A 24869-nucleotide genomic window follows, 5' to 3' on the forward strand; every position below is an offset into this window, starting at 1 on the left:
TCGCCCATGAACCCCGCAGGCCCCGCCATGACCCCCTTCGCCGCCCTGCACCACCGCCCCGGCCGGCCGCTGCTGCTCCCCAACGCCTGGGACCACGCCTCGGCCGTGGCCCTCGCGGCCGCGGGCCACGCCGCGATCGGCACCACCAGTCTGGGCGTGGCGGCCGCCGCCGGGCTGCCCGACGGCGCGGCGGCCACCCGGGCGGAGACCGTACGGCTGGCGCGGCGGCTCGGGCGCGGCGACTTCCTGCTCAGCGTCGACGCCGAGTCCGGCTTCAGCGACGACCCGGACGAAGTCGCCGAGCTGGCGGTGGAGTTGGCGAAGGCGGGGGCGGTCGGCATCAACCTGGAGGACGGCCGGGCGGACGGCACGCCGGCGCCGGTGGAGGTCCACGCGGCGAAGGTCGCGGCGGTGAAGGCGGCCGTGCCGGAGCTGTTCGTGAACGCCCGTACCGACACCTACTGGTGCGGGCTGGACGACCCCGAGCCGGAGACCCACCGCCGGCTGGCGACGTACCAGCGGGCGGGCGCGGACGGCGTGTTCGTGCCCGGTCTGGCCGAACCGGCGGCCATCGCCCGGGTGGTCGCCGCCGTCTCCGTGCCGCTCAACATCCTCTGGACGCCGGCCGGCCCGGGCCTCGCCGAGCTGGCCGCGCTCGGTGTGGCCCGGGTCAGCCTCGGCTCGCTGCTGTACCGCTCCGCGCTGGCGGCGGCGGTGTCCACGGCGGCCGCCGTGGCCGCGGGTGAGCCGGTCGGGCCGGTGCCGGGGTACGCGGAGGTGCAGGCCTTCAACGAGCGATGATCCGAAGGGAGTCCAGGATGTAAGGGCCCTCTGGGCTGCTCAGCCGGTGCGGTCCGAGGCCCGGGCGGCCCAGGAGGCCTCGATGCCGTCGAGGATCACCCGGACGCCGCTGAGGAAGTGGGAGTTCCGGTCGGGTTCGACCTCCCGGCCCACCTGGGTCGTGTACAGCCGGTGCAGCCGGGGGTGGCCCTTGGTGGCCTCGACGACGGAGGGCAGGAGCTGGTCCATCCACTCCTGCTCCTGTCGGCCGCGCTTGGCGAGCGCGCTCAGCCAGGCGGCCTCCACGGTGGCCGCCCCGATGGTGTAGCCCATGACGACGCCCATCGCCTCGTTGGCGGTCGCCAGGTCGAGTCCGGAGGTCTCCAGCAGGGTCAGGAAGGCCTCGGACAGCCGCATCCAGCTGGGGCCGAAGTAGACCATCCCGACGTCGCCGAGCACCGAGACCATCCACGGGTGGCGCAGGATGAGCGCGCGCACGCCCTCGGCGCACTCCTCGATGGCCGCGCGCCAGACCTCGGGGTCGCCCGTGGTGCCGGTCGCCTCCGGCAGCGGGAGTTCGGAGAAGACCTGGTCGACGGCGAGCGCGAGCAGTTCCTCCTTGTTGGTGACGTGGGTGTACAGCGAGGTGGCGCCGGCGTTGAGGCGGGCGCCGAGCTTGCGCATGCTCAGCGCGTCGATGCCGTCGCTGTCCAGGAGTGCGAGGGCCTCGGTCACGATCTGCTCGCGGCTGAGGGCCGGCTGGTCCCGGCGCGGTCGCTGCGGGCGGGTCCACAGCGAGGGGATGCCCGACGTACCGTCCTCCGACTTGGCCGTCATCCGGCCCTCCTTCGTCTCTTGTGATCGCCCACCGCCGGGGCCGGCGGGTCGTGGCCGGCCGTTGTCCGTCCGGGCGTCGTCGGGTTCAGCATAAGTCGGACCGCACACTGTACGGCGTTGCGAACACTGTGCGGTCGCCGTACAGTGTTCGGAGCGGCGCACACCGTACCCGTGGGGACGGAGGGCGGTGTGCCCGCACCGACTTCCCGCACGGCTCCCGCCGCAGCGGACGACCTCCCGCACGGCTCCCGCCGGGGCGGACGAATGCTCGCGCGGCCACGGCCGTGCACCGATCTCGACGTCCGGGGCATCCTGGACATCCCAAGGGGGAACGCGGTGGAACGGAATCCGCGACGCTGGCTGATCCTGGTCGTGCTCTGCCTCAGCAGCCTGGTGCTGGTGGTCGACAACATGGTGCTCACGGTGTCCATCCCGCCGATCGCGGAGGACCTCGGGGCCGGGGCGCAGGACATCCAGTGGATCATCGACTCGTACATCCTGGTCTTCGCCGGGCTGCTGCTCACCTCGGGCAGCCTCTCCGACCGCTTCGGGCGGCGGAAGGTGATGATCGTCGGACTGGTGCTGTTCGGCGCCGCCTCGCTGGTCGCGGCCTTCGCCGACAGCCCGGGTCAACTGATCGCCGGGCGCGTCCTGATGGGCGTCGGCGGCGCGCTGGTCATGCCGAGCACGCTCTCCATCCTGATCACCGTCTTCGACGACGAGGAGCGGCCGAAGGCGATCGCCGCCTGGACCGCGGTGGCCATGATCGGACTGGTCGGCGGGCCGGTGCTCGGTGGCGCGCTGATCGCGCACTTCTGGTGGGGTGCCGTCTTCCTGCTCAACGTGCCGGTCGCGGCGGTCGCGATCCTCGCGGCGGTGCTGCTGATGCCGGAGTCCAAGGGCCCGTGGCGCCGGCCCGACCTGCCGGGCATGGCGCTGTCGATGGTCGGTATGGCGGCGCTGGTGTGGTCGATCATCGTGCTGCCCCGCGACGGCTTCACCAGCGCCGGCACCCTCGGCGCGATGGCCCTCGCGGTGGCGGCGCTCACCGGGTTCGCCGTACGGCAGGTCCGCACCGACGCGCCGATGGTCCCGCTCAAGCTGTTCCGCAACCGGGTGTTCACCGGGGCCAGCTTCTCGCTCGTCCTGCTGACCTTCGCCACCGGCGGACTGATGCTGGTGCTCACCCAGCACCTGCAGTTCGTGCTGGAGTTCTCGCCCACCGACACCGGGCTGGCCTTCATCCCGCTCGCCGTCGCCTCGCTGCTCTTCAACGGGGTGGGCGCCGCGCTCGGCAAGAAGGTCCCGGCACGAGTGCTGACCGCCGTCGGCATGCTGGTCATCGCGGGCGGGTTCGGGCTGCTGGCCACCCTCTCGGTCGGTGACGGCTTCACCAAGGTCGCCCTGGCCATGCTGGTCCTCGGCGTCGGCTCCGGCCTCGGCATGCCGGCCGCCGCCAACGCGCTGATGGGCGCGATCCCCGGCGAGCACGCGGGCGTCGGCTCCGCGCTCAACGACACCATCCAGCAGTCCGGCGCCGCGCTCGGCGTGGCCGTCCTCGGCACCGTGCTGTCCGGTACCTACACCGGCGCGATGCCCGACGGCGCCCCGGCCGCCGCGCGCCACGACATCACCGGCGCGCTCGCCGTCGCGGGCTCCACGGGGGACGGCGGGCTGGTCGCGGCCGCCCGCGAGGCGTTCAACACCGCCACCTCCACCACCTTCACGGTGGGCGGCATCGCGGTCGTGGCGGCCGCGGGGCTCACCCTGGTGCTGATGCGCGGCGGCGGCGGCGGCGACGGCGACGGCGACGGCTCGGCGAAGGCCGCGGACGCCGGGGAGTCGGCGGGGTCGGCGGGGTCGGCGGGGTCGGCAGGGTTGGCAGGGTCGCTGGAGACGGCGGGCTGAACCGCCGTCCGGCCGTACGGCGGTCCCGAGACGTACGGCCCCGGTCGCCTCGTGCGGCCGGGGCCGCCGGCGTCCCCGGGCGCCCCGGGCGTTCCCCGGTGCGGGCGCGTAGCCTTCGCCCCATGGCCTCCGAGTACGTGGAGCGCGCGTCCCGGCTGCCCGGTGCGGTCGTGTGGACGAAGGGCGCCGTCGCGCGTACCGGCGCGGGCACGGGCGACGGCGAGGCCGGGCCCGCCGGGCTGGTGCTGCCCGACGGCTGCATGGACCTGCTGTGGACCCAGGGCCGGCTGCTCGTCGCCGGCCCCGACACCCGGGCCTTCCGCCCCGGCCCCGGACTGCGGGGCCCGTGGGCCGGGGTGCGGTTCCGCCCCGGTGCCGCACCCGCGCTGCTCGGCGTCCCCGCGCACGAGCTGCGCGACCGCCGGACCGACCTGGCCGACCTCAGGCCCGGCGCCGAGGTGCGGCGCCTCACCGAACGGATCGACGCCGCGCCCGACCCGGCCGCCGCCCTGGAGGACCTGGCGCTGCGCCTGGCGGCCGAGGCGCGGCCCGAGGACCCGCTGCTGCGGGCGGTGGTCGCCGCGCTCGCCGCCGGCCGGAGCGTCGCGGCGACGGCCGAGGCGGTCGGCCTCGGCGAGCGGCAACTGCACCGCCGCTCGCTCACCGCCTTCGGCTACGGGCCCAAGACGCTCGCCCGCATCCTGCGCATGCAGCGCGCCCTGGCGCTGGCCCGCTCCGGCGTCCCGCTCGCCGAGACGGCGGCCCGGACGGGCTACGCCGACCAGGCCCATCTGGCCCGCGACGTACGGGAGTTGGCGGGGCTGCCGGTGACCTCTCTGCTGAGCCGCTAGGGCCCGTCGGCAGCTGTTCAGGGCAGCGGCGCGAGCAGGTCCACCCCGTTGCCGTCCGGGTCGTGGACGACGGCGTACCGCTGGCCCCAGAAGGCGTCCCACGGCTTCAACTCCCCGTGGTACCCGGCGCCGGTCAGCTCCTCGTACAGGGCGTCCACCTGCGCGGGGCCCTCGCACCGGAACGCCAGCGAGGTGCGCCCGCCCCCGGTCGGCGGCCGCCAGGACGGGTGGAACGAACGGATGGTGGACTCGGCGTCGAGCACCAGGAGCAGCCCGCCGGGCAACTCGGCCTCGACGTGCGGCTCCTGCTCGGCCCCCTCGGGGAACGCGAGGCCGAGCCGCCGGTAGAACGCGACGGAGGCGGCCACATCGGAAACGGCGAGCCCGACGAAGGCGAACCGCGGTGCTGGTGTGCTGTTCATGGCCACCACGCTAGGCAGCCCGCACCCACCGGGTCTTGAACGAATCGGACGCCTCCGCCCGGCCGGGAAGCCCCTCCGCCCGGCCGGAAGCGCCTCCGCCCGGGAAGCGCCTCCGGCGGCCGCCCCCGTCGCGCTACCCGGCGGCCGGGGCGGTGCCCGAGCGCAGGGTGAGCAGGGTGATCTCGCTCGGGGCGAAGACCCGGAAGGGCGGGCCCCAGAAGCCGGCGCCCCGGCTGGTGTAGAGCAGGGTCCGTTCGCCGTGCCGGCTCAGGCCGTGGACCACCGGCTGGTCGATCCGGACGAGGAAGTTGAACGGCCAGATCTGGCCGCCGTGGGTGTGCCCGGAGACCTGGAGGTCGATGCCGGCGGCAGCGGCCCGGGGGACGAACTTGGGCTGGTGGGCGACGAGCAGGACCGGTCGGTCCGGGTCCGCCCCGGCCAGGGCGTCGGACAGGTTCGCGCGGTGTCCGGCCAGGCCGGAGGACTCCGCGGTCACGTCGTCCACGCCGGCGACCACGAGGGCGTCCCCGCCGCGCTCCACCACGACGTGGCGGTTGTGCAGCGGCTCCCAGCCCAGCTCCGCCATGCGGTCCAGCCAGCCCTGGGCCTCGCTGCCGTACTCGTGGTTCCCGGTGACGTAGACCCTGGCCAGCCGGGACCGGATCGCCCCGAGCGGTGCGGACTGCTCCCGGCGCCGGCCGGGGCTGCCGTCGGCGATGTCGCCGGCGTGGACCACGATGTCGGCGTCGAGCGCGTTGACCGCCTCGGTGACCCGGGCCGACCAGGCCGCCCGGTCGATCGGTCCGTAGTGGGTGTCGGCCAGGAGCACGACCCGGGTCCCGTCCAGGCCGTCGCCGAGGCGCGGGAGGTGGACGTCCAGCCGCTTCACCCGGGGTACGCGCATCGCCTCGTGGTGCCCCCAGCCCAGCAGCCCGGCCGAGACGGCCGCCACGGCCACGGCCACGGTCCTGGCCCGGTCGGTGCCGCCGACGTCGAGCCCGCCCAGGACGAGGTCCACCAGGCCGCCCGCCACCGACCAGGTGAACAGCACCCAGACCACCCCGAGGCTGGTGTCCGCGACGCGGGCGGCCCGGTCGGACTGCCGCGGCCCGTGGCCCGCGAACATCAGGAAGGGGAAGGAGACCAGCCAGGCGGCGCAGACGGCCGTGCCGGCCAGGAAGACCGGGAGCGGCCAGTCGGTGCCGGAGGCGAAGAGCGTCCACCACGGCGGGAGGCACAGGACCACGAGGACGAGGACGACCACGGCCGTCCGCCGCAGGGTCCGGGACCGCCGCCGTCCCCGGCTCCCGTCCGGAGTCCCGGCGTCAACAGGCTCCCCGGCTGTGGCCCCGGCACCGGGACGCGGGTCGGCCGCGACGCTCCCCGGCGCCGCGCCGGACGGCCGGAGGTCCGACCCCGGCCCGTTGGATCCGCTGTCAGTCACTGCGCCGCCCCTCGTGTTGGCTTGTTCCTCCATCATCCGGGATCGGGACCGCGACCGGGCTTGATCGGTAGGCTCATCAGCCTTTCCCGGTCCACGATGACGAGGCCGGGCCGACTCTCGATGTCCAGGAGCCGAACGGGGATGTCTTCGCCCACCCAGCGCCGCAAGGTGCGACTGTCGCAACACCAGACGGCCGAAAGCCCTTTCGGGCCGATACAGATCGACTGCGACCGCTGGCCGTCGGTGGTCGCCCGCCTCCACGGGGCGGGGATCCCGGTCGTCACGGTGGTTCCGGGCCGCGAGCACGGCGCCATGACCCTCAACGGGCACCACGTGCCCGCGAAGGAGCGCGCGAGCGGCTGGGACCCCCGGCGGAAGGCGCGCACCCGGACCGCCCTCCTGGGCGACCGCACGTACGAGCTGCGTCCGGTCTCGCTGCGCCGGGCGGAACTGCGGCGCAACGGGGTGCTGATCGCGGAGGCGCGCGGCGGCCTGCGCTCGTACTCCCCGGGCCGCTCGATTCCGGGCCTCGGTGCCCGGGTGGCCTGGTCCCACGGCGTCGACCCCACCGATGTCGCGGTGGGCCAGGCCATGGTGCTGGCCTTCGGCGCCGGTGCTCCGGGCGCGGTGCTGGGGGCCCTGCTCTTCTGGGTCGACAACACCGGTACCGGCTGAGGACCCGGGCGGACGGGGGCCTGCCGCCGGGGGCTCGACGGCTGCGGCTTCGGCTGTGCGGCGCGAGGCCGGGGTTACTGCCTGCCCTCGGCGAGGTCCAGGAGGCGGCGGAGTTCGGCGATGTGGCCGTCGAAGGCCTTGCGGCCGCGGGGGGTCAGCGCGAGCCAGGTGCGGGGGTAGGACGCGCCCCGGACCTTGGTGACGCTGACGTACTCGGCGGCCTGCAGGGCCTTGACGTGCTTGCTCAGCACCGAGTCGCTGACGTCGAGGGACTGACGGACCACCGAGAACTCCATCGCGTCGACGGCGGCGAGCATGGTGCAGATCTGCAGTCGGTTCGGCGCGTGGATCAGCTCGTCGAAGACCGGCCCGGTCATCGCCCCGCCCGGATGTCCCGGCGGGCCGCGGCGTCGGCGCGGTACCCCACCACGACGGTGAGCGCCCCGATCACGAGGCCGGCCCCGGCGATGGCCCACCGGACGTCCGCTCCCCACTCCAGGGTCATCCCGGCCGCGGCCAGCACGACCAGGGCGAGCAGGTAGCCGGCGTACAGCCTGCGGGTCGCGGGGGTGGCGGTGAGGGCGGCGAAGGAGACCCCGGTCGACTGCCGGAGCGCCCACCCGAGGCCCAGCACCACGAGGACGAACACCGCGCCGCTCCAGGTGGCGGCCCGCAGGCTCATCGAGACGAACCAGGCGGCGAGCGCCGCGCCCAGCCCGGCGTGGTACCACCACGGGGTGCGGACCCGGTCGGCCGCCCGGGAGCGGGCGTCGGCGACGGAGTCCAGGGCGGCACGGACGGAACGGGGGTCGGACGGGCCGGAGTTGCGCGAAGTGCTTTCCATGGTGGAAACCATAGGCATACTACTGTCCGCCTTGGCAAGTAGTTCGGCGGCGGCCGGGCGTCCCTGGGTGTCGCGCGCCTTGCGCCCCGGGTGCCGTGCGGCCCGTACCCGGGCGGTGCGGGGCCCCGGCGGGCTCTCGCGCGACCCCCGCCGGAGGGCGGCAAAAGCCCCGCCGATCGGCTGCGAACTCCAGTCGATCGGCGGGTCTGTAATGTGCTGGTAAAGGTTGAAGCCCCGCTTCGGCTATGAGACGATCATCGCGCCGATGCCCGGCATCGGCGGTCCTGGCCCAATCGGGAATTTGCGCAGGACGGGGGGTCTTCATGCGCAGGTTTTTTGTTGTTGACGGTGGACTTCTGAGGCCTGCCCGGCCGACCGGTGTCGATCCCGGTCCGCGGCCTCCGCAGGCGGATTCCCTGCTCCCCGACCGGTCCGTGCGTGTGAATTCCGCATAGTCCGCAGAGCGGCCGGATATGGCCGCGGTCGTTTCACGAGATGCACGGCTCTGATTCCGGGGTCTTCCCTGCCCGCGGAGGTCCGCCGATATTTTCCGGGGGCGGCTTCCGGGTACCTACAGAACGCACTGGAGGTCCCTCTTGACCACCACGTCCGAAACCGAACCGAAAAGCCGGAAACGGCCGCTCGACAAACCGTGGCTGCCCTGGGGCGGCGCCCCCACGTCGAGGGACCTTTTCTGCTGGTACGCGGTGTGGCTGGTGTTCGCCTACTCGTTCGCGATGTGGCCGCTCAAACCCTGGCTGATCGGCACGGATCCGGTGCTGCTCGCGGCGCTGACCGGCACGCCGAGTTCGATGACCGTCGCGGGGGCGTTCGCCCGCGTCGGCGAGGCCTCGATCGTGACCGTGCTGATCGCGGGCGTCATCGGGAAGCTGAAGTTCGTCTGGGTGTTCTGGCTCGCCGGGCGGCTGTGGGGCGGGAACGTGGTGCGGCTCCTCGCGGGGACCCCGCCCGAGGGCGCCGTCCGGCGCTCCCGCAGCATCCTGGCGCGGGAGACGCCCGCGAGCCGGCGGATCATCGCCGGAGCCGTCGTGCTCTCCCCGCTGCCCCTGATCCCGGCCACGCTCGCGTTCGCCTCGGCCGGCTGGGTCGGGATGGGCCTCCCGCTCTTCCTCCTGCTCGCCCTGATCGGCGTGGCCGCCTGGGCAGGGCTCTTCACCACGCTCGGCTACACGATCGGACAGCCCGCCGTCGACCTCGCCGAGACGATCACCGACCACGCCGTCTGGGTTTCCCTGACCGTCATCGCCGGGGTCTTCCTGGCACAGGTGGCGATGAGCATCCGAGCAGGCAGGAACCGATCGTGACCCTCACCCTCATCGTCGACGACCAGCCCCTGCTGCGCGCCGGCCTGCAGATGATCATCGAGTCCGCCGAGGACCTCAGGGCCCGGGTCGCGGGCGGTGCCGAAGCGGTCGCCGAGGCCCGGCGCTGCCGGCCGGACGTCGTCCTGCTGGACATGCAGGTGAGCGGCGCCGACGGCTTCGGCGTCCTGAAGGACCTGCTGGACCTGCCCGGATCCCCCCGGGTCGCCGTGCTGGCCCCGCCCGTCATGGACGAGGGGGTGCTCAGGGCGCTGCGGATGGGGGCCGCGGGCTTCCTGCTCCGGGACACCGGTCCGGACCAGCTGCTGGCCTCGGTGCGGGCCCTGGCGGTCGGCAGCACCGTGCTGTCCACCATGGCCGCCTCCCGGCTGCTGTCGGAGGTGGCGGACGACGTCCGGCACACCGACGCCACGCTGGCGGCCAGACGGCTGACCGCCCTGCTGAGCGTGCGGGAGGAGGAGGTGCTCGCCATGGTGGCCGAGGGCCTGTCCAACGCCGACATCGGGCGCCGGCTGGTGATCGGCACGGGGACGGTGAAGGACTGCGTCAGCGACATCTTCGCCAAGCTCGGCGTGGCCAACCGCGTCCAGGCGGCGGTGATCGCCCACCGGGCCCAGCGGACCGGCCGCGCCCCGCTGCCGACCAGGGCCGCCTGACCCGGCCGATTCCCCCGTCGATTCCCTTCGGGTTCCCGTTGAATTCCTGAGAGCGTATTTTTCGGGCACGGTCCCGAAAACTCGTTTCCGAAACCCCGTGGCGGGTTCCGGGTGGCCTCCGCCATCCGGAGCCCGCTTTTCCGTGTCCGATGCCCGGGCCCGGCGCCCCGCACCCGCCGGGCAGCCGATCGGCTGCGGATCCGGCGCAACGGCAGCCGGTCGGCTGGCGGCTACCGACGATCGGCGGCTTCCGGCGGTCCCGCCGGAAGCGCGAGGATTTCCTCAGTTCGAGGGACACGAGTTCCGACTGGGCAGCGAGGAATGGAGGTGGCCGTGCCGGGAATCACGCTGGCAGGTTCCGGAGCGAAGCCCGCCGAGGAGCACCCGGCCGGGGCGCCGGAAAAGGCGGACGGGAATTCCCGTCCGGCATTCCGGCCGGCCGATCTGGACGCTTTCCCGGAGGTGGACGCCCTGCTGGAGAAGCTCGGCGTCGGCGCTTTCGTCCGTGATTCCGTCACCGCTCCGGTCGGCCGCAACCACGCCTGGTCCGGGGACACCGCGAGCGGCCGGCGGGTCTTCGTCAAGCGGCTGGTCGGCGGGGAAGCCGACGTGCGGGAGCGGATGGCGCGCATCCAGTCCTTCGAGGACTTCGTCGAGGCCGTGGACGAGCTGGCGGCGCACGTGCCGGTGCTGCTCGGCTCCGACCGGGCGGCCGGGCTGGTGGTCTTCGAGCACGTCGAGGCCAGGACCGGCGCCGAGCTGATGGTCGACGAGGACTTCGACGGCGAACTGGCCTTCGTGGTGGGGCAGAAGATCGGTGTCCTGCACTCCGCCGTCCCGGTGGGCGACGTGGACACCACCGAGCCCGTCATGCCGGAGCCGGCGCTGCTGCGCGGGCTGCCGCTGGCCATGTTCAACGAGCTGAGCTTCGCCGAACTGGAGGCGTGGCGGCTCATGCAGCGGGACGAGGCGCTGCGGTCGGCGCTGGAGAACCTGCGGCGCTGGGAGAAGGACGCGCCGCGCGTCCCCTCGCACACCGACTTCCGGGTGGACCAGCTGCTGATCAAGGACGGCGACGTCCCGGTCATCGCGGACTGGGAGGAGTTCCGCCTCGCGGACCCGGCCCGGGACGTGGGAGCGTTCGCCGGGGAATGGCTGTACCGCTCGGTCCTGGACATCGTCACCAACCGGGGGGACGGCGACGTCCCTTTCCCGGACACCGAGTTGACCCACGAACAGATCCTGGCCCGGGGCGCGGAGAAGATGGAGCGGCTGCTGCCGCTGGTGCACCACTTCTGGCGCGGATACCGGACCCGTACCGAGCCCGACCCCGGGTTCGCCGTGCGCGCCACCGCCTTCGCCGGCTGGCACCTGCTGGACCGGCTGATCGCCGGCGCGGCGCAGAGCCAGCGGCTGTCCGGCATCGAGCGGGCCGCCGCCGGGGTCGGCCGCGGCGCCCTGATCACCCCGCACCGCTTCGCCGCCCTGCTCGGATTCGAGGACACGCCATGAGCGACACCCCTGTCTCCCCCGCGCTGCTCGCGGCCGCCGAGCGCGTCAGCGTGCTGCCGGACCGCACCGGCGCCACCGTGGGGAAGCGGCAACTGGAGGCCGAGACCCCCAGGGAACTGCGCCGGCTCCTGTCGGACGCGCTCTACCACGAGCTGCACGCGGGACTCGACGTGGAGGGCGGCTCGCTCCCGTTCCGGCTCCGGGACCCGGAGTTCGAGGCGGAGCTCGCCAAGGCCGTACCGCACCGGGAGACCACGCTGCGCGGAGTGCTGCGGGAGGTCGGGGAGGACACCCACCGGGTCGAGTTCGGCGGGGTGACCGTCCGGGTTCCGGCCGAACGGGTCCTCGTCGAGGGCGAACCGGCGGCCGGTGCGGTGGCGGCCGGTGCGGTGGTGGGCGGTGCGGTGGTGGGCGTGCGCAACACCTCGCTGCGGCCGGCGCTGTCCCCCGGGTTCTTCATGGTCGAGGGAACGCGTCCGCACCGCTCGCGGGAGGTGCTGCGGGTCTACGTCCACGTCGAGTCCTGGCAGGCGGCGCGCCCGGTCTGGCACGCCGCGCTGACCCACCTGGAGGCGAACCGGGTGACGTACCGCTCGAAGATCGTCTCCTCCAAGCTGCTGTACCCGCGCCGGGACGCCCTGGTGGTCTACCTGGACCAGCAGGACCGCGAGGCCGTCCACGGACTCGCCGAGGCCGTGGGGGAGTTGCCCGGCCTCGGGTCGGACACCTCGGTGTTCACCCGGCGGATCCGCCCCGGCGTGTCCACGGCCTGGGAGCCGCGCGATCCCGCGCCGGGGATGGACGGGCTGAGCTTCGGCCAGCACCGGGCCAGCGTGCTCGCCAAGGCCCTGGTGGACACCGCGGACGCGCCCGACACCTTCGTCCGGGTGCTGCACGGCCACCTGGTCGCCGCCAACGTCGACCCGGCGGACCCCTACCGCAACCTGGACTCCCTCGACGTCTCCGGCCCCCGTGCGGCCGAGCCGGTCCAGGGCTGAGCCGGCCCCGGAGCTGAGGTGGGTTCCAGGGGGCGTGTCCGCGTCCCCTGGTTTCAGCTCAGATTCGACGGAGGGTCAGTCATGGAGAACAAGAGCGCGGTTATCACCGACCTGGTTGCCGGCTACAGCGCCTACACCGAGGCGGAGGAGCTGACCGTCAGCGCCGCCGCCGGCGCCCCGGCCACCACCTGGGTCTGTGTTTCCGTCTCCGTGTCCCGCGTCAGCTCGGCCAAGTGCGCCAGCTGGGCGGGTGCCTCGATCAGCGCCGCCAGCGGTGCGACCTACGAGATCACCTGCTGACGGTCCGTACCGAGGCGTCATCCCCCGACCGGTCGAGGAACGAGAGGAGGTGAACACATGAAGACCACCGCGATCATGGAGCTCGTCGCGGGTTACGAGGCCTACGCCGCCACCGAGGAGCTGCAGGTGGACGCGGCCGCCGACGCTCCGGCGACGACGATCTTCTGCGCGAGCGCGGGCGCCTCCTGGCTGGCCAGCGCCGTCTCCGCGAAGACCTTCAAGGGCGGCTGCTGATCCGCCCCGGTGGGCCGACGGCCCGGAGCCGCTAGGCCACGCTCCGGGACGGACGGACGGACGGACGGACGAGCGGGGCTTCGGCCGGCACCGGATGCGCGTGCCGGCCGAAGCCCCGGCGGAGACCTCGACCACCCCGGGCACCCCGGGCACCCCGAGCCATCGGTGCCGAGGTGGGTTCCAGGGGGCGTGCCCGCGTCCTCTGGTTTCAACTCGGATCCGATGGAGGGTCAATCATGGAGAACAAGAGCGCGGTCATCACCGACCTCGTCGCCGGCTACAGCGCCTACACCGAGGCGGAGGAGCTGACCGTCAGCGCCGCCGCAGGCGCCCCCGCCACCACCTGGGTCTGTGTCTCCATCGCGTCCCGCGCCAGCTCGGCCCGCTGTGCCAGCTGGGCGGGTGCCTCGATCAGCGCCGCCAGCGGTGCGACCTACGAGATCACCTGCTGACGACCCGTATCGAGGCGTCATCCCCCGACCGACCGACGAACCGAGAGGAGGTGAACACATGAAGTCCACCGCGATCATGGAGCTCGTCGCGGGCTACGAGGCCTACGCCGACACCGAGGAGCTGCAGTTCGAGGCGGCCGCCGACGCCCCGGCGACGACGCTCTTCTGCGCGAGCGCCGGTGCCTCCTGGATGGCCAGCATCTTCTCCGCCCGGACCATCAACGGCGGCTGCTGACCCGCCCCTTCCGGGGTGACGGGTTCCCGACCGCCCCGGTGAGGACCCGGGTGCGGGTCGTCGGCTGCCGGCCGACGGCCCCACCCGGGCCCCGTACCGCACGAGCACCACCAACCACCTGGGGGCACTTGCCATGGAGGACACGACTCGCGCCGAGCGGCTCGTGGAGCTTGCCGACCTGCTGCGACCGTCCGCGATCCGGGCGGCGGCGACCCTCGGTGTCGCCGACCACATCGCCGCGGGGGCGGACTCCACCGAGGCGCTGGCCCGGCTGACCGGCGCCCGCGCCGACGCGCTCGACGCCCTGCTGCGCTACCTGGTCACCCTGGAGCTGCTGGACCGCGACGCGGACGGCCGCTACGCGCTGACCGAGGCGGCCGGTCCGCTGCGGGAGGACCACCCGTTCTCCGTCCGCGAGTTGCTGCGGTCGGACGGTGTCACCGGCCGGTCGGACCTGGCGCTGGTGGACCTCGTCCACACCGTGCGCACCGGGGAGCCCGCCCACGTGGGTCTGTTCGGCCGCGGCTACTGGGAGAGCGTCAACGAGGGCGGCTCCGCCGCGGAGGCCATCGCCCGCGCCTCCTCCGGGCAGCTGGTGTTCGACGCCCAGCTCATCCTCGACGGCTACGACTGGTCGGGCGTGCGCAGCGTGGTCGACGTCGGCGGCAACACCGGCACGATCCTGATCAGCCTGCTGCGGCGCCACCCGCACCTGCGCGGCACCCTGGTCGACCTGCCGAGCACCGCGCGCGTCGCGGAGCGCAACCTCGCCGCCGCCGGCCTCGCCGAGCGCAGCGACGCCGCACCGGGCAGCTTCTTCGACCCGCTGCCGAAGGGCCGGGACGTCTACCTGCTGTCGGCGATCCTGGGCGACTGGAACGACGAGGACGCGGTCGCGATCCTGCGCCGTTGCGCCGAGGCCGCCGGCCCGTCCGGAAAGGTGCTGCTCGCCGACGTCAGCCTGGACGTGGTGATGCGGGGCCCGGAGGGGCCCCGGATGGAGCTGTGGCTGCGCGCCATGATGCCGACCCCGGTGCGGAGCGTGGCGGACCTGAAGCGGCTCGCGGAGCGGGCGGGGCTGCGGGTCGGCTGGGAAGGACCGGTGACCCCGGTCAGGTCGTTGATCGAGTTCTCGCTCTAGCGAGCGCCGATGAGCTCGAGGGGAGCACCGATGGGCTCTAGCGAGCGCCGATGGGCTCGAAGGGAGCGCCGATGAGCTCGAAGGGAGCGCCGATGAGCTCGAGGGGAGCACGATGATGAGTACGGCGGGCAGTACCGCGGACGCGCCGTCCGAGCGGCTGCACATCCTGCGGGAGATCTTCCGGGGCAAGCGCCTCCAGGTCGCGGGCGTCCTGGCCCTGGCCCTGGCCTCCACGGCGGCGACGCTGGCCCTGCCCTGGACGGTGGGCAAGCTGCTGGAGGCGATCCAGGCGAGCGAGGGCCTGGCCCGGTGGACCACGGTGATGGCGGTGGTCGGCCTCGGGTCCGCCGCCGCCAACGCCCTCGCCACCTACCTGCTCTCCCGGATGGGCCACCAGCTGGTCGGCCGGCTGCGGGTGCGGAGCATGCGCCACTCCATCGGCCTGAACCTGGCGACCGCCCGCAAGGAGGGCACCGGGAACCTCGCGGCGCGGCTCACCGTGGACGCCTCGGCGATCAAGAGCATCGTCGACATCGGGCCGATCCAACTGCCGATGTCGCTGGTCACCCTGGTCGGGACCATGGTGATCATGGGCATCCTGGACTGGGTCCTGCTGCTCATCACGCTCGGGGCGTTCCTCGCCGCGCTGGCCGTGGTCGGCGGGGTCGTCGTCTCGCTGAGGCGCCGGTACATCGCGATCCAGAACGAGGTCGGCTCGCTCACCGAGCACTTCGTCGCCGCGATCCAGGCGCTCACGGTGATCAAGGCCTACCGCGCCGAGCGCGTCGTCTCGGCCGAACTCGCCACCCGGGCCGAGCGGGTCGCCGGATTCGCGACCCGCGCCTCCGCGATGGAGGCCCTGATGGTGCCCGTCATCAACCTGGGCCAGCAGATCGCCCTGGTCGCGGTCATCCTCGGCGGCGGCGCCCGGATCACCGGTGGCGACCTCGACCTCGGCACCTTCGTGTCGTTCCTGCTCTACCTCTTCCAGCTCACCGCGCCGCTCATCATGGCGATGTCCGGGATGAGCACCATCCAGGCGGGCCTGGCCTCCCGGCAGCGCTTCGACGACCTGTTCGCCCTGCCGTCCGAGGACCTCGACGCGCGCGCGACGGACGGGCCCGCGCCCGCGCCGGTGCCGGACGCCCCCGCCGTACGGTTCGAGCAGGTCGAGTTCTCGTACGGGCAGGAGCCCGTGCTGCGGAAGGTCGACCTGACCGTCCCCGCCACCGGACTGACCGCGATGGTCGGGCTCTCCGGCTCCGGCAAGTCCACCGTGCTCGGCCTGGTCGAGCGGTTCATGGAGCCGCAGGACGGCCGGATCGAGCTGTTCGGCCGGGAGGCGGACGCCTGGTCGCTGGCCGAGCTGCGCGGCCGGCTCGCCTACGTCGACCAGGGCAACACCCTGCTGCGGGACTCCGTGCGCAACAACCTGACGCTCGGCCAGGAACGGCCGCTGGACGACGAGACGCTGCTCCGCGCGCTGCGGGCGGTCGGGCTGGAGGAGGACGTCACCCGGCTCCCGTCCGGCCTGGACACCGTCCTCGGCGGCGCCCACGACCTCTCGGGCGGCCAGCGCCAGCGCCTGGCCCTGGCCCGGGCGAGCCTCTCGGACGCCCCGCTCGTCCTGCTCGACGAACCGTCCTCGCAGCTGGACAGCGTCAACGAGCTGCGGCTGCGCAACCTCGTCGACGGGATCAGCCGCGACCGCGCCGTCCTCGTCGTCGCCCACCGCATCTCCACCGTGCGGCACGCCGACCACGTGATCGTCATGGACGGCGGCGAGGTCAAGGCCGAGGGCCGGCACGAGGACCTGATGCTGACCAGCCCGATGTACGCGGAACTGGTCCGGGGCCAGCAGCTGGGGCTGCTGGAGGAGAAGCCCCGCTCCGGAGAGCCGTCCGGAGAAGCGTCCGAAGCGCCGTCCGGAGAACCGTCCGAAGCATCGCCCGAAGAGCAGTCAGAAGAACCGTCCGAAGCCCTGGCCGGAGGCCGCAACCGATGACCACCTACTCGTTCCTGGCCCCGATCGCCCCCCTCCGCCCGGAGCAGCTGCTGCCGTACGCCGCCCTCGCGCAGTGGAGCGCGGCACACCGGATGTGGCAGGGCCAGGCCGTGATCAACGACCCCTTCCAGGACCTCACCCACGTCTCCGCCTGCGGCTTCCGGGTGCCGACCGGCACCGGCGTGACCCTGATGCCGCTGCGCCACCCCTACCAGGCCGCCATCCAGGCCCACGGGCTGGCGGTGGCCAGCGGGCACCCGGTGGTGGCCGGGTTCGGGCCGGGCTCGGCCGCGTTCCAGTACAGCATGATGGGCGCGCCGTACCGCAGCCAGCTCGGCGCCGTGCGCGAGTACGTCACGATCATGCGGGACCTGCTGGAGAAGGGCGAGGCCGACCACGTCGGCGAGTACTTCACCTGCCGCTCGCCGTTCGCCCTGGTGCCCCGGCCGCCGGTGGAGATCGGCCTGGGCGTGCTGCGGCCCAGGATGGCCAGACTGGCCGGCGAGATCGCCGACGTCGCGATCACCTGGCTGACCCCCGCCCCGTACGTGCGCGACACCGTCATACCGGCGCTGCGGGAAGGGGCCGCGGCGGCCGGCCGGCCGGTGCCCAGGGTCGTGGCGACCGTCCCGCTGGCGCTGGCGGCGGAGGGCCGGAACCCTGCCGAACTCGCCGCGATCAGCAACACCGCGCACACGATGCTCCCGCACTACGCCGACATGCTGCGCCGCTCCGGCATCGAGACCTCCACCGAGGACCCGGCGGCCAACGCCCAGGCACTGCTGGACGGCGGCGCCTTCCTGTACGGGGACCGCGCCGAACTCGCGGACCGGTTGCGGGAGTTCGCGGACGCCGGCGTGGACGAGATCGTGCTCAACGTCACCGGCGTCCACGCCCGGTACGGCGAACGCGCCTCCCTGGCCGAGCTGGAGACCCTGCTGGAAGCGGTCGCCCGGTGATCGGCGAGCCGCACCCGGTGACCGGCGGGCCGCACCCGGTGACCGGCGGGCCGCACCCGGTGACCGGCGGGCCGCAGGTCGGCAATTCCGACGGGATCCCCGACCTGGGGCTGGAGCGACTTCTCATCGTCGTCACCGGCTCCGCCTACGCCTGGTCCCTCCCGTACTGGCTGGACTGGCTGCGCCTGAACCACCCCGGCGTGGAGGTCCGGGTGGTGCTCACCCGCAGCGCGGAACGCTTCGTGACCAGGCAGGTGATCGCCGCCCGGACGGGCGGGACGGTGTGGAGCGACAGCTGGCCCGAGGACGAGGCCACCGCGCGCCACGTCGAGTGGGCGCGGTGGGCGCAGGCGATCGTGGTCTACCCCGCGACCGTGCACTTCCTGGCCCGGCTGGCGCTGGGCCTGGCGGACAGCCCGGCCCTGCTGGCCGCGCAGTCCACCCGGGCGCCGGTCGTCGTCGCCCCCGCGCTGCCCCCGGGCGCCCTCGACGGGGACGCCTTCCGGGGCCACTGGGCCACGCTGGCGGCCCGGCCGAACGTGGTGCTCGTCCCGCCCGTCCCCGGACGCAGCCTGACCACGGGCCAGGACGACGCCTGGGTGCCGCCGGGCCTGCCGCACGCGCTGCGGCTGCTCGTCGAGAGCCGGCCGGAGCCCGACGCCTCGTCCTCCGGGGAGTCCTCCGGGGACCCGACGTCGGACGGCGAGTTCGGCACCGGGCTGCTGCGGACCTCGGTCCGGGAGCTTCCGGGCGGCGGCTGGCGCTGGCGCCGCACCCCGGGGCCGCTGGCGCCCACGCCCTTCCAGCCCGTCGACGAGGAGCTCGACCGCCTGCTGGCGCGGGCCGGCTCCGGCGACGGGTCCGGGGCCGGGTCCGGCTCGGGCTCCGACTCGGGTTCAGGTTCCGGTTCCGGCAACGGCGGCGCCCGGCTGGTGCCCGGCACGGCCGACGGACCCGCACGGCGCTACGAGGTGCGCGGCGAGGTCTCCGTCGCGCACCTGCTGCTGAACGGCGGCCTCGGCCCCCACCTCGCCGGGCCGCTCCGCGACCTGGGCCGGCTGCTGCGCGCCCTGCACCGGCTGGAGCCGCCGACGGGCCGCCCGGCCACGCCCTCGCGCGCCCTCGCGCGGCTCGGCGACTGGCTGGGCGGCCGCGCCGCGAGCCCCCGCGCGGCCTGCGCCCAGGCCGGGCTTCGCCGCGAGCTCGGGGAGGAGCGCTGGTCCCGGCTGCTCGCCTGGTACCGCCGCACGGCGGGCGACCCCGACACCACGCTCGCGCACGGCGCGCCCGGACTCGGATCGCTCGTCGTCGACCACGCCTCGGGCGGTGTGGACCTGCTCGTCGGCGAGGACGTCTGCGCCCTGCCCTGGTACCTCGACCTGGGCTGGGTGGTCGGTGAACTGGTGGAACTCCAGTGGCAGTTGGGCGGGGACAAGGCCCAGTGGCAGGCCCTCACCGACGCGCTCTTCGAAGGGTACGGCCGCGACCTCGGCCCGGAGTGGCACCGGATCGCCGCGCTGCGGATCCTGCTCCACGTCCACGACATCGCCGCCTACCTGGACGGCTTCGACCACGGCTTCGACCACTACGCCGGGTTCCTGCGCTTCCTGGTCGACCTGGACGGCAAGGAGGCCTCATGAGCGGGCGCGAACTCCACCGCGCGACCCTCGGCAACGGCCTGCGGGTGGTCCTCGAACGGCAGCCGGGCTCCCCGCGCACCGCGGTCTGCGTCCACTACGGCGTCGGCTACCGCTCCGAGCGACCCGGCCAGGAGGGCTTCGCCCACCTCTTCGAGCACCTGATGTTCCGCGGCAGCGCGAGCCTGCCCCCCGGAAGCTTCTACGACCACATCCACCCCCTCGGCGGCCAGGCCAACGGGACCACGCACCAGGACTACACCGACTACCACCAGCTCGTTCCCGCCGCGGTGGTCGAACGGGCGCTGTTCGCCGAGGCCGACCGGATGCGCGCCCCGGTCTTCACCGAGCACACGCTGGCCGAGCAACTGGCCGGCGTCGAGGAGGAGATCCACCAGGCGGTGACGGCCCGGCCGTACGGAGGCCTGCCGTGGCCGCTGCTGCCCGGCGTGGCCTTCCGCGGCTTCGCCAACGCGCACGACGGCTACGGGCGGGTGGACCAACTGCGCACCGCCACCGTCGAGGCGTGCCAGGAGTTCTTCCGGGCCCACTACGCGCCCGGGAACGCCGTCCTCACCGTGGTCGGCGACCACGAGCCCCAGCAGCTGCTGGCCCTGGTGGAACGGCACTTCGCGGACATCCCGTCGCGCCCGGCCGGGCCGGCCCCCGACCTGCGCGAACCGGCCCTCGCCGAGGACCGGTGGCAGACCTGCACCGAGCCGTCGGTCACCGCCCCGGCCGTCGCCGTCGGCTACCGGCTGCCCGACCCGGTCGGGGACCTCACGGGATACCTCGCGCACGTCGTACTGGCCGAGATGATCAACCACCACGGGCTGGACGGACTCCGGGCCGTGTCGGCCGGCTGCGGCGTCTTCGGCCCGCTCGACGCGCGGGACCCGGACCTCCTGGTCCTCACCGCCCTGGTGCCGCCCGGGGAGTCGGCGCGGCGGACGGTCGAGACCGTCACCGGCCGGTGGGCCGGGTGGGCCGACGACCCTCGGTTCGGGCAGCGGCGGGCCCAGGCCGTCCGGCGCCTGCTCCTCAAGCACCACCGGCAGTACGCCGACGCCTATGCGCGCAGCCGGGCCCTGGGCTGCCTGGAGCTGCTGTTCGGGAGGGCCGAACTCCTCGACGAGTACCCGGCCCTGCTCGGTGAGGTCGACCCCGCCCTGGTCGCCGCCGCGGCCCGCCGGCTGGGGACGGCCGCCAAGGGGGTCCTCGTGATGAACCCGGGCCCGGCCCGGACCCGCCCCGCGCCGGACCACGGCGCCGCGCCTGATCCGGGGCGGCCCACGTCCACCGGCATCGCTCCCTCCTCTCCCGGCGCGGCCAGGCCCGTTCCGCCACCCGCCGTCCAGCCGGCGCCCCGGCACGGGCCGCGCCGCGAGACCCGGTCGGCCGGCGGCACCCGTGTGGTGGCTGTCCGGGACACCCGCAGCCCGCTGGTGGAGCTGCGGTTCCGGCTGCCCCTGCAGGAGACGGGGTGGCGGAACCCGCAGCACCTGGACGCCCTGGTCCGGCTGCTCGCCGAACGCACCGACGCGGCGGCCCGCGCCGAGGCCGCCGGCGGCCTCCTCCACCTGGCCACCGACGGCCAGTGGTTCGACGTCACCGGATGCGCCACACCGGCCCGCGCGGGGCACTGGCTGGGACTGCTGCGCGAACTCCTGCTCCCTCTCGGCGAGGTGACGCCACTGCGGGTACCGCGGCGCCCCCGCTCCCCGGAGGCGCTGATGGACACCGCGCTCCGCCGCCACCGGCTCGGCGGCCCCGCCGACCGGCCAGAGGAGGACGGCCTGACGGACCTCGCCGAGGTCCATCGGGCGGTCCTGGGCAGGGGCGGCGGCTGGCTGGTCGCCGTGGGCGACCTCGACGCCGAGCAGTTCGCGGCGGAGGCCGAACAGGCCCTGTCCGGCTGGCCCGCGTCCCCGTCCGACCGGCCCTCGCCTCCGTCCGGCGAATCCGCGCCCCCGACCGGCGGCGCACTGGCCCTGCCCCACGAAGCCCTGGACCTGGTGCACCTGACCCTGAGCGCCCCCGAACCCCCGGGCGACAGCGGGGCGGCCGCACGCTTCCTGGCCACGGCCGTCACCGGCGTCCACCCCCTGTCCCGGCTGGCGGTCCGGGCGCTCGACGCGGGCCTCCACCACCCGCTCCACTCGGGGCGTGACCTGCTCCTCGACGAGCCCCGGGCCTACGTCCGGGCCGTCCTCCCCCCGCAGGACGCCGCGCGCGCACTCGACACCATCCGGGCATCCCTGCGCGGCCTGCGCGCCGAGCCCGTCACCGCCGCCGAACTCGACCCGATCCGCTCCTTCTGCGCCGCCCAGCTGCTCGGAGCCTTCGACACCCCCGCCACCAAGGCGGACCTGCTGCGCGACGGCGTGTCGGCCGGCCGCCCCCTCGACTGGGCGGAACACCTCCCGGACGCCCTCCGCCGCACCACGGCCCCCGAGGTCGCCGCCGCGTGCGCCGAGCTCTACCCGGCCGACGCCATGACCCTGGTCGCCCTCGGCAGCCCCGGCCCGGTCACCGCCCTGACCGACCACTGGAGCCACACCTGACCACACCGCAGGAGCCCGCCCCCGCCACCATGGGCGGTGCGCCGCAGGTCTCCTTCGCGAGTCCGTGGGACGTGCGGTCGGCCAGACCGGCTGCGGCAGGGCGAGGTGCCGGACCAGTGCCTCGGCCGCTGCGTCGGCGTCGCGGGCCAGTGCCGCCTCCTCCAGCAGGCGATGCTCCCGGACGGCGTCGCGGTCGGGGGCGCGGTGCGCCGACCAGCGGCGGGCGAGCTCGCTCGCGGTCCACATCCGGTCGAAGGTCTCCAGGAGGACGGGATTGGGGTCCGGTGGAACCCCCGCCTGACCGGCAGCACGGAGCGGGAGGCCCGCGCCGCTCCTCGGCGAGGGGCCTTCCCCGCGATGGCGTCGGCTTGCCATCAGGAAACGACGAAGGCCCGGACCGTCGGAACGGTCCGGGCCTTCTGCCGGCGGAGGATACGAGATTCGAACTCGTGAGGGATTGCTCCCAACACGCTTTCCAAGCGTGCGCCCTAGGCCTCTAGGCGAATCCTCCGTGGGAGAGCTTAGTACATGTTTCGGGGTGCTCGCGACCACCTGTCTCGCAGGCCGGGGGTGGGGGTGGCCTGTGGATCGTCGGGGCCGGGATCCGGTACTGTGGGTGTCAGCCCCTCGTGTGGCGTTATCTCTCTGAACCCCCCCAGGGCCGGAAGGCAGCAAGGGTAGGAGGGCTCTGGCGGGTGCACGGGGGGTCTTTGCGTTCCCGGAGGGGCGTGGGGGAGTGAGGGGCGACGCGTTTGTCCGCCCGTCCCGATATCGTCGGTGGTGTGTCCCTAGCCCTGTACCGCCGCTACCGCCCCGAGACCTTCGCGGAGGTCATCGGGCAGGAGCACGTGACCGCTCCGCTCCAGCAGGCCCTGCGCAACAACAGGGTCAACCACGCGTACCTGTTCAGCGGGCCGCGCGGCTGTGGCAAGACGACGAGCGCGCGCATCCTGGCCCGCTGCCTCAACTGTGAACAGGGGCCGACGCCGACGCCCTGCGGGGAGTGCCAGTCCTGCCGGGACCTGGCGACCGGCGGGCCCGGCTCGATCGACGTGATCGAGATCGACGCCGCCTCGCACGGTGGTGTGGACGACGCGCGCGAGCTGCGCGAGCGGGCGTTCTTCGCGCCGGTGCACAGCCGGTACAAGATCTTCATCCTGGACGAGGCGCACATGGTGACCTCGGCCGGCTTCAACGCGCTGCTCAAGGTGGTCGAGGAGCCGCCGGAGCACCTCAAGTTCATCTTCGCGACCACCGAGCCGGAGAAGGTCATCGGGACGATCCGGTCCCGTACGCACCACTACCCGTTCCGGCTGGTCCCGCCCGGCACGCTGCGCGACTACCTGGCGGAGGTCTGCGGCCGCGAGGGCATCCAGGTCGAGGACTCGGTGTTCCCGCTGGTGGTCCGGGCCGGGGCGGGCTCGGTGCGTGACTCGATGTCGGTCATGGACCAGCTGCTGGCCGGTGCCGCCGAGGGCGGCGTCACCTACCCGATGGCGACCTCGCTGCTCGGGTACACCGACTCCGCGCTGCTGGACGAGGTGGTGGACGCCTTCGCCGCGCACGACGGGGCGACGGTGTTCCAGGTGATCGACCGGGTGGTCGAGGGCGGGCACGACCCGCGCCGCTTCGTCACCGACCTGCTGGAGCGGCTGCGCGACCTGGTGATCCTGGCCACCGTGCCGGACGCCGGGGAGAAGGGGCTGATCGACGCCCCGGCGGACCGGGTCGCGGTGATGCAGGCACAGGCGGACTCGTTCGGCGCGGCCGAGCTGAGCCGGGCCGCGGACCTCGTCAACACCGGACTGACCGAGATGCGCGGCAACGCGGCGCCCCGGCTACAGCTGGAGCTGATCTGCGCCCGGGTGATGCTGCCCGGCGCGTACAGCGACGAGCTGTCGCTGCAGGCGCGCCTGGACAAGCTGGAGCGACGGGCGGCGGCGGGCGGGTTCGCCGCGCCGATGGCCGCCCCGATGGCGGTGCCGGGGGCGGTACCGGGAACCCCGCCGGTGGGGTTGCCGGCGGCCGCGCCCGTGGCGGCGTCCGTCGCCGCGCCCGTCGCCGCGCCCGCGGTGGAGGTTCCGGTCGAGGCTCCGGTGCAGGCCGCGCCCATGGCGGCTCCGGTGCAGCCGGCGCCCGTGCAGGCCCCGCCAGCCGCAGCCGCGCCCGCCGGGCCCGCCGCGCCCGCGCCGGGTGCCTGGCCGATCCCGCGCAGTTTCCCGCCGGCCGGTGGCGGCGCCCCCGCCGCTGCCCCGTCCCCGGCCCCCGCGGCGCCCGTCGCACCGCAGCCGCAGGCCGTCCAGGCGCCGGCTCCGGTGCCCGCGCCCGCTCCGGCGCCCGCTCCGGCGGCCCCCGGCGCTCAGCCGTCGGCCTCCGCGCAGCAGGGCGCCGCGCAGGTCCGGCAGCTGTGGCCGCAGATCCTGGAGGCGGTGAAGAACCGCCGCCGTTTCACCTGGATCCTGCTCAGCCAGAACGGCCAGGTGGCCGGGTTCGACGGCAGCGTGCTCCAGGTGTCGTTCATCAACGCCGGCGCCCGCGACAGCTTCGTCGGCAGCAACAGCGACGACGTGCTGCGTGGCGCGCTGACCGACGCGCTCGGCGTGGACTGGCGGATCGAGTGCATCGTCGACCCGTCCGGCGGGTCCGGCGCGGCTCCGTCCGGTGCCGCCCCCGGCGGTGCTCAGGGCGGTGCCCAGGGCGGCGGGGGCTGGGGAGCCCCGGCCCGTCCGGCCGCTCCGGCGCCCGTGCCCGCGTCCGTTCCGGCACCGGCGCCCGCGATGGCGCCCGCGTCGGTGCAGGCGCCGCCCGCGCGGCCCGCTCCGGTCCAGGCCCCGCCGCCGGTGGCGGCGCCGCCCGCGCCCCCGGTGCGGTCGGTGGCCCCGGAGGACGACATCCCGGAGGAGGACGACCCCGACCTCAACGAGGAGGCGTTCTCCGGTCAGGAGCTGATCATCCGCGAACTGGGGGCGACGGTGCTGGAGGAGATCCACCACCGGGGTTCCTGAGCAGGACGCAGCACGTAGGCTCGGCGGTGACGGACGACGCACCGCAGACAGCCGTGACAGCAAGGAG

At 74.3% G+C, this 24869-nt stretch carries 23 protein-coding genes, 1 tRNA gene, 1 other RNA gene and 1 pseudogene; 19 read left to right on the plus strand and 7 right to left on the minus strand.

Annotated elements, in window-relative coordinates; genetic code table 11:
• The first annotated feature begins 6 nt into the window (after positions 1-6).
• The gene (locus tag ACYP53_RS09475) at positions 7-801 is read left to right on the plus strand and encodes an isocitrate lyase/PEP mutase family protein (RefSeq protein ID WP_459647133.1); all 795 of its coding nucleotides are present in this window, start codon (positions 7-9) and stop codon (positions 799-801) included.
• A gap of 39 nt (positions 802-840) precedes the next feature.
• On the opposite strand, the gene ACYP53_RS09480 is transcribed toward ACYP53_RS09475, so the two are convergent.
• A complete protein-coding gene (locus ACYP53_RS09480; protein WP_459647134.1) occupies positions 841-1617 on the minus strand; it encodes a TetR/AcrR family transcriptional regulator in 777 nt (258 codons plus the stop codon).
• A gap of 336 nt (positions 1618-1953) precedes the next feature.
• On the opposite strand from ACYP53_RS09480, the gene ACYP53_RS09485 reads away from it, so the two are divergent.
• Both ACYP53_RS09485 and ACYP53_RS09490 read left to right on the plus strand, forming a co-directional pair.
• Positions 1954-3525 (plus strand): MFS transporter, encoded by a 1572-nt coding sequence (locus ACYP53_RS09485; RefSeq protein WP_459647135.1) that lies wholly within the window; start codon positions 1954-1956, stop codon positions 3523-3525.
• Between the two features lie 122 nt (positions 3526-3647).
• Entirely contained in the window at positions 3648-4376 is a 729-nt protein-coding gene (locus ACYP53_RS09490) for a helix-turn-helix domain-containing protein (protein ID WP_459647136.1), read from the plus strand.
• A gap of 17 nt (positions 4377-4393) precedes the next feature.
• Here ACYP53_RS09490 and ACYP53_RS09495 read toward each other — a convergent pair whose 3' ends face one another.
• Together ACYP53_RS09495 and ACYP53_RS09500 are read right to left on the minus strand one after the other, a co-directional pair.
• A complete protein-coding gene (locus tag ACYP53_RS09495) occupies positions 4394-4798 on the minus strand; it encodes a VOC family protein (protein WP_189913121.1) in 405 nt (134 codons plus the stop codon).
• Positions 4799-4931: 133 nt separating this feature from the next.
• Complete coding sequence (locus ACYP53_RS09500; RefSeq protein ID WP_459647963.1) at positions 4932-6077, minus strand: metallophosphoesterase; 1146 nt, start codon at positions 6075-6077, stop codon at positions 4932-4934.
• Positions 6078-6383: 306 nt separating this feature from the next.
• Between ACYP53_RS09500 and ACYP53_RS09505 the strand changes: the two genes are divergently transcribed.
• Positions 6384-6917 (plus strand): hypothetical protein, encoded by a 534-nt coding sequence (locus ACYP53_RS09505; protein WP_459647137.1) that lies wholly within the window; start codon positions 6384-6386, stop codon positions 6915-6917.
• Positions 6918-6991: 74 nt separating this feature from the next.
• On the opposite strand, the gene ACYP53_RS09510 is transcribed toward ACYP53_RS09505, so the two are convergent.
• Both ACYP53_RS09510 and ACYP53_RS09515 read right to left on the minus strand, forming a co-directional pair.
• On the minus strand, positions 6992-7294 hold the full coding sequence (locus ACYP53_RS09510; RefSeq protein WP_189913119.1) for a transcriptional regulator: 303 nt from the start codon (positions 7292-7294) through the stop codon (positions 6992-6994).
• Positions 7291-7761 carry a hypothetical protein gene (locus tag ACYP53_RS09515; protein ID WP_229928195.1) on the minus strand — a complete coding sequence of 157 codons (471 nt, stop codon included), beginning with the start codon at positions 7759-7761 and terminating at the stop codon, positions 7291-7293. Before ACYP53_RS09515 ends, ACYP53_RS09510 begins: the two co-directional genes overlap by 4 nt.
• 596 nt (positions 7762-8357) lie before the next feature.
• Between ACYP53_RS09515 and ACYP53_RS09520 the strand changes: the two genes are divergently transcribed.
• From ACYP53_RS09520 to ACYP53_RS09580, 13 genes are all read left to right on the plus strand, one after another.
• Positions 8358-9086 carry a DedA family protein gene (locus ACYP53_RS09520; RefSeq protein WP_459647138.1) on the plus strand — a complete coding sequence of 243 codons (729 nt, stop codon included), beginning with the start codon at positions 8358-8360 and terminating at the stop codon, positions 9084-9086.
• Positions 9083-9760, plus strand: coding sequence for a response regulator (locus ACYP53_RS09525; protein WP_229928194.1), 678 nt, complete (start codon positions 9083-9085; stop codon positions 9758-9760). The genes ACYP53_RS09520 and ACYP53_RS09525 overlap by 4 nt, the downstream gene beginning before the upstream one ends.
• Before the next feature lie 333 nt (positions 9761-10093).
• Positions 10094-11272 (plus strand): class V lanthionine synthetase subunit LxmK, encoded by a 1179-nt coding sequence (lxmK, locus tag ACYP53_RS09530; protein ID WP_459647139.1) that lies wholly within the window; start codon positions 10094-10096, stop codon positions 11270-11272.
• Complete coding sequence (locus ACYP53_RS09535; protein ID WP_459647140.1) at positions 11269-12270, plus strand: T3SS effector HopA1 family protein; 1002 nt, start codon at positions 11269-11271, stop codon at positions 12268-12270. The genes lxmK and ACYP53_RS09535 overlap by 4 nt, the downstream gene beginning before the upstream one ends.
• Positions 12271-12351: 81 nt before the next feature.
• Positions 12352-12570: an LxmA leader domain family RiPP gene (locus ACYP53_RS09540; RefSeq protein WP_189913114.1), complete on the plus strand. Its 219-nt coding sequence runs from the start codon at positions 12352-12354 to the stop codon at positions 12568-12570.
• A gap of 57 nt (positions 12571-12627) precedes the next feature.
• Positions 12628-12804 carry an LxmA leader domain family RiPP gene (locus ACYP53_RS09545; RefSeq protein ID WP_189913113.1) on the plus strand — a complete coding sequence of 59 codons (177 nt, stop codon included), beginning with the start codon at positions 12628-12630 and terminating at the stop codon, positions 12802-12804.
• A gap of 236 nt (positions 12805-13040) precedes the next feature.
• Positions 13041-13256, plus strand: a complete 216-nt coding sequence (locus tag ACYP53_RS09550) for an LxmA leader domain family RiPP (protein ID WP_189913112.1) — start codon at positions 13041-13043, stop codon at positions 13254-13256.
• A gap of 58 nt (positions 13257-13314) precedes the next feature.
• Complete coding sequence (locus ACYP53_RS09555; protein WP_189913111.1) at positions 13315-13491, plus strand: LxmA leader domain family RiPP; 177 nt, start codon at positions 13315-13317, stop codon at positions 13489-13491.
• A 133-nt stretch (positions 13492-13624) separates the two neighbouring features.
• A complete protein-coding gene (locus ACYP53_RS09560; RefSeq protein ID WP_189913110.1) occupies positions 13625-14632 on the plus strand; it encodes a methyltransferase in 1008 nt (335 codons plus the stop codon).
• Positions 14633-14744: 112 nt separating this feature from the next.
• Positions 14745-16637 carry an ABC transporter ATP-binding protein gene (locus tag ACYP53_RS09565; RefSeq protein ID WP_459647141.1) on the plus strand — a complete coding sequence of 631 codons (1893 nt, stop codon included), beginning with the start codon at positions 14745-14747 and terminating at the stop codon, positions 16635-16637.
• The gene (locus ACYP53_RS09570) at positions 16634-17596 is read left to right on the plus strand and encodes an LLM class flavin-dependent oxidoreductase (protein WP_189913108.1); all 963 of its coding nucleotides are present in this window, start codon (positions 16634-16636) and stop codon (positions 17594-17596) included. The genes ACYP53_RS09565 and ACYP53_RS09570 overlap by 4 nt, the downstream gene beginning before the upstream one ends.
• Complete coding sequence (locus ACYP53_RS09575) at positions 17593-19236, plus strand: flavoprotein (protein ID WP_459647142.1); 1644 nt, start codon at positions 17593-17595, stop codon at positions 19234-19236. Before ACYP53_RS09570 ends, ACYP53_RS09575 begins: the two co-directional genes overlap by 4 nt.
• Positions 19233-21797: a M16 family metallopeptidase gene (locus ACYP53_RS09580; protein WP_459647143.1), complete on the plus strand. Its 2565-nt coding sequence runs from the start codon at positions 19233-19235 to the stop codon at positions 21795-21797. Before ACYP53_RS09575 ends, ACYP53_RS09580 begins: the two co-directional genes overlap by 4 nt.
• Before the next feature lie 96 nt (positions 21798-21893).
• Here the strand turns inward: ACYP53_RS09580 and ACYP53_RS09585 are convergent.
• Positions 21894-22073: pseudogene (locus ACYP53_RS09585) on the minus strand (FCD domain-containing protein); the annotation flags it as partial.
• 150 nt (positions 22074-22223) lie between these two features.
• Positions 22224-22308 (minus strand) — tRNA-Ser (locus tag ACYP53_RS09590).
• Positions 22309-22415: 107 nt separating this feature from the next.
• Between ACYP53_RS09590 and ffs the strand changes: the two genes are divergently transcribed.
• Positions 22416-22512: signal recognition particle sRNA small type (gene ffs, locus ACYP53_RS09595), an RNA gene on the plus strand.
• 67 nt (positions 22513-22579) lie between these two features.
• Positions 22580-24802: a DNA polymerase III subunit gamma and tau gene (locus ACYP53_RS09600; protein WP_459647144.1), complete on the plus strand. Its 2223-nt coding sequence runs from the start codon at positions 22580-22582 to the stop codon at positions 24800-24802.
• Positions 24803-24869: the final 67 nt, after the last annotated feature.

Source organism: Kitasatospora sp. Ki12, assembly GCF_054601375.1.

Excerpts from the sequence above, each read along its gene's own strand:
- ACYP53_RS09535 (WP_459647140.1), top strand. The coding sequence starts at position 11,269 with ATGAGCGACACCCCTGTCTCCCCCGCGCTGCTCGCGGCCGCCGAGCGC.
- ACYP53_RS09560 (WP_189913110.1), top strand. The coding sequence starts at position 13,625 with ATGGAGGACACGACTCGCGCCGAGCGGCTCGTGGAGCTTGCCGACCTG.
- ACYP53_RS09475 (WP_459647133.1), top strand. The coding sequence starts at position 7 with ATGAACCCCGCAGGCCCCGCCATGACCCCCTTCGCCGCCCTGCACCAC.
- ACYP53_RS09495 (WP_189913121.1), bottom strand. The coding sequence starts at position 4,798 with ATGAACAGCACACCAGCACCGCGGTTCGCCTTCGTCGGGCTCGCCGTT.
- ACYP53_RS09505 (WP_459647137.1), top strand. The coding sequence starts at position 6,384 with ATGTCTTCGCCCACCCAGCGCCGCAAGGTGCGACTGTCGCAACACCAG.
- ACYP53_RS09515 (WP_229928195.1), bottom strand. The coding sequence starts at position 7,761 with ATGGAAAGCACTTCGCGCAACTCCGGCCCGTCCGACCCCCGTTCCGTC.
- ACYP53_RS09510 (WP_189913119.1), bottom strand. The coding sequence starts at position 7,294 with ATGACCGGGCCGGTCTTCGACGAGCTGATCCACGCGCCGAACCGACTG.
- ACYP53_RS09565 (WP_459647141.1), top strand. The coding sequence starts at position 14,745 with ATGATGAGTACGGCGGGCAGTACCGCGGACGCGCCGTCCGAGCGGCTG.
- ACYP53_RS09490 (WP_459647136.1), top strand. The coding sequence starts at position 3,648 with ATGGCCTCCGAGTACGTGGAGCGCGCGTCCCGGCTGCCCGGTGCGGTC.
- ACYP53_RS09555 (WP_189913111.1), top strand. The coding sequence starts at position 13,315 with ATGAAGTCCACCGCGATCATGGAGCTCGTCGCGGGCTACGAGGCCTAC.
- ACYP53_RS09545 (WP_189913113.1), top strand. The coding sequence starts at position 12,628 with ATGAAGACCACCGCGATCATGGAGCTCGTCGCGGGTTACGAGGCCTAC.
- ACYP53_RS09570 (WP_189913108.1), top strand. The coding sequence starts at position 16,634 with ATGACCACCTACTCGTTCCTGGCCCCGATCGCCCCCCTCCGCCCGGAG.
- ACYP53_RS09480 (WP_459647134.1), bottom strand. The coding sequence starts at position 1,617 with ATGACGGCCAAGTCGGAGGACGGTACGTCGGGCATCCCCTCGCTGTGG.
- ACYP53_RS09550 (WP_189913112.1), top strand. The coding sequence starts at position 13,041 with ATGGAGAACAAGAGCGCGGTCATCACCGACCTCGTCGCCGGCTACAGC.
- ACYP53_RS09580 (WP_459647143.1), top strand. The coding sequence starts at position 19,233 with ATGAGCGGGCGCGAACTCCACCGCGCGACCCTCGGCAACGGCCTGCGG.
- ACYP53_RS09540 (WP_189913114.1), top strand. The coding sequence starts at position 12,352 with ATGGAGAACAAGAGCGCGGTTATCACCGACCTGGTTGCCGGCTACAGC.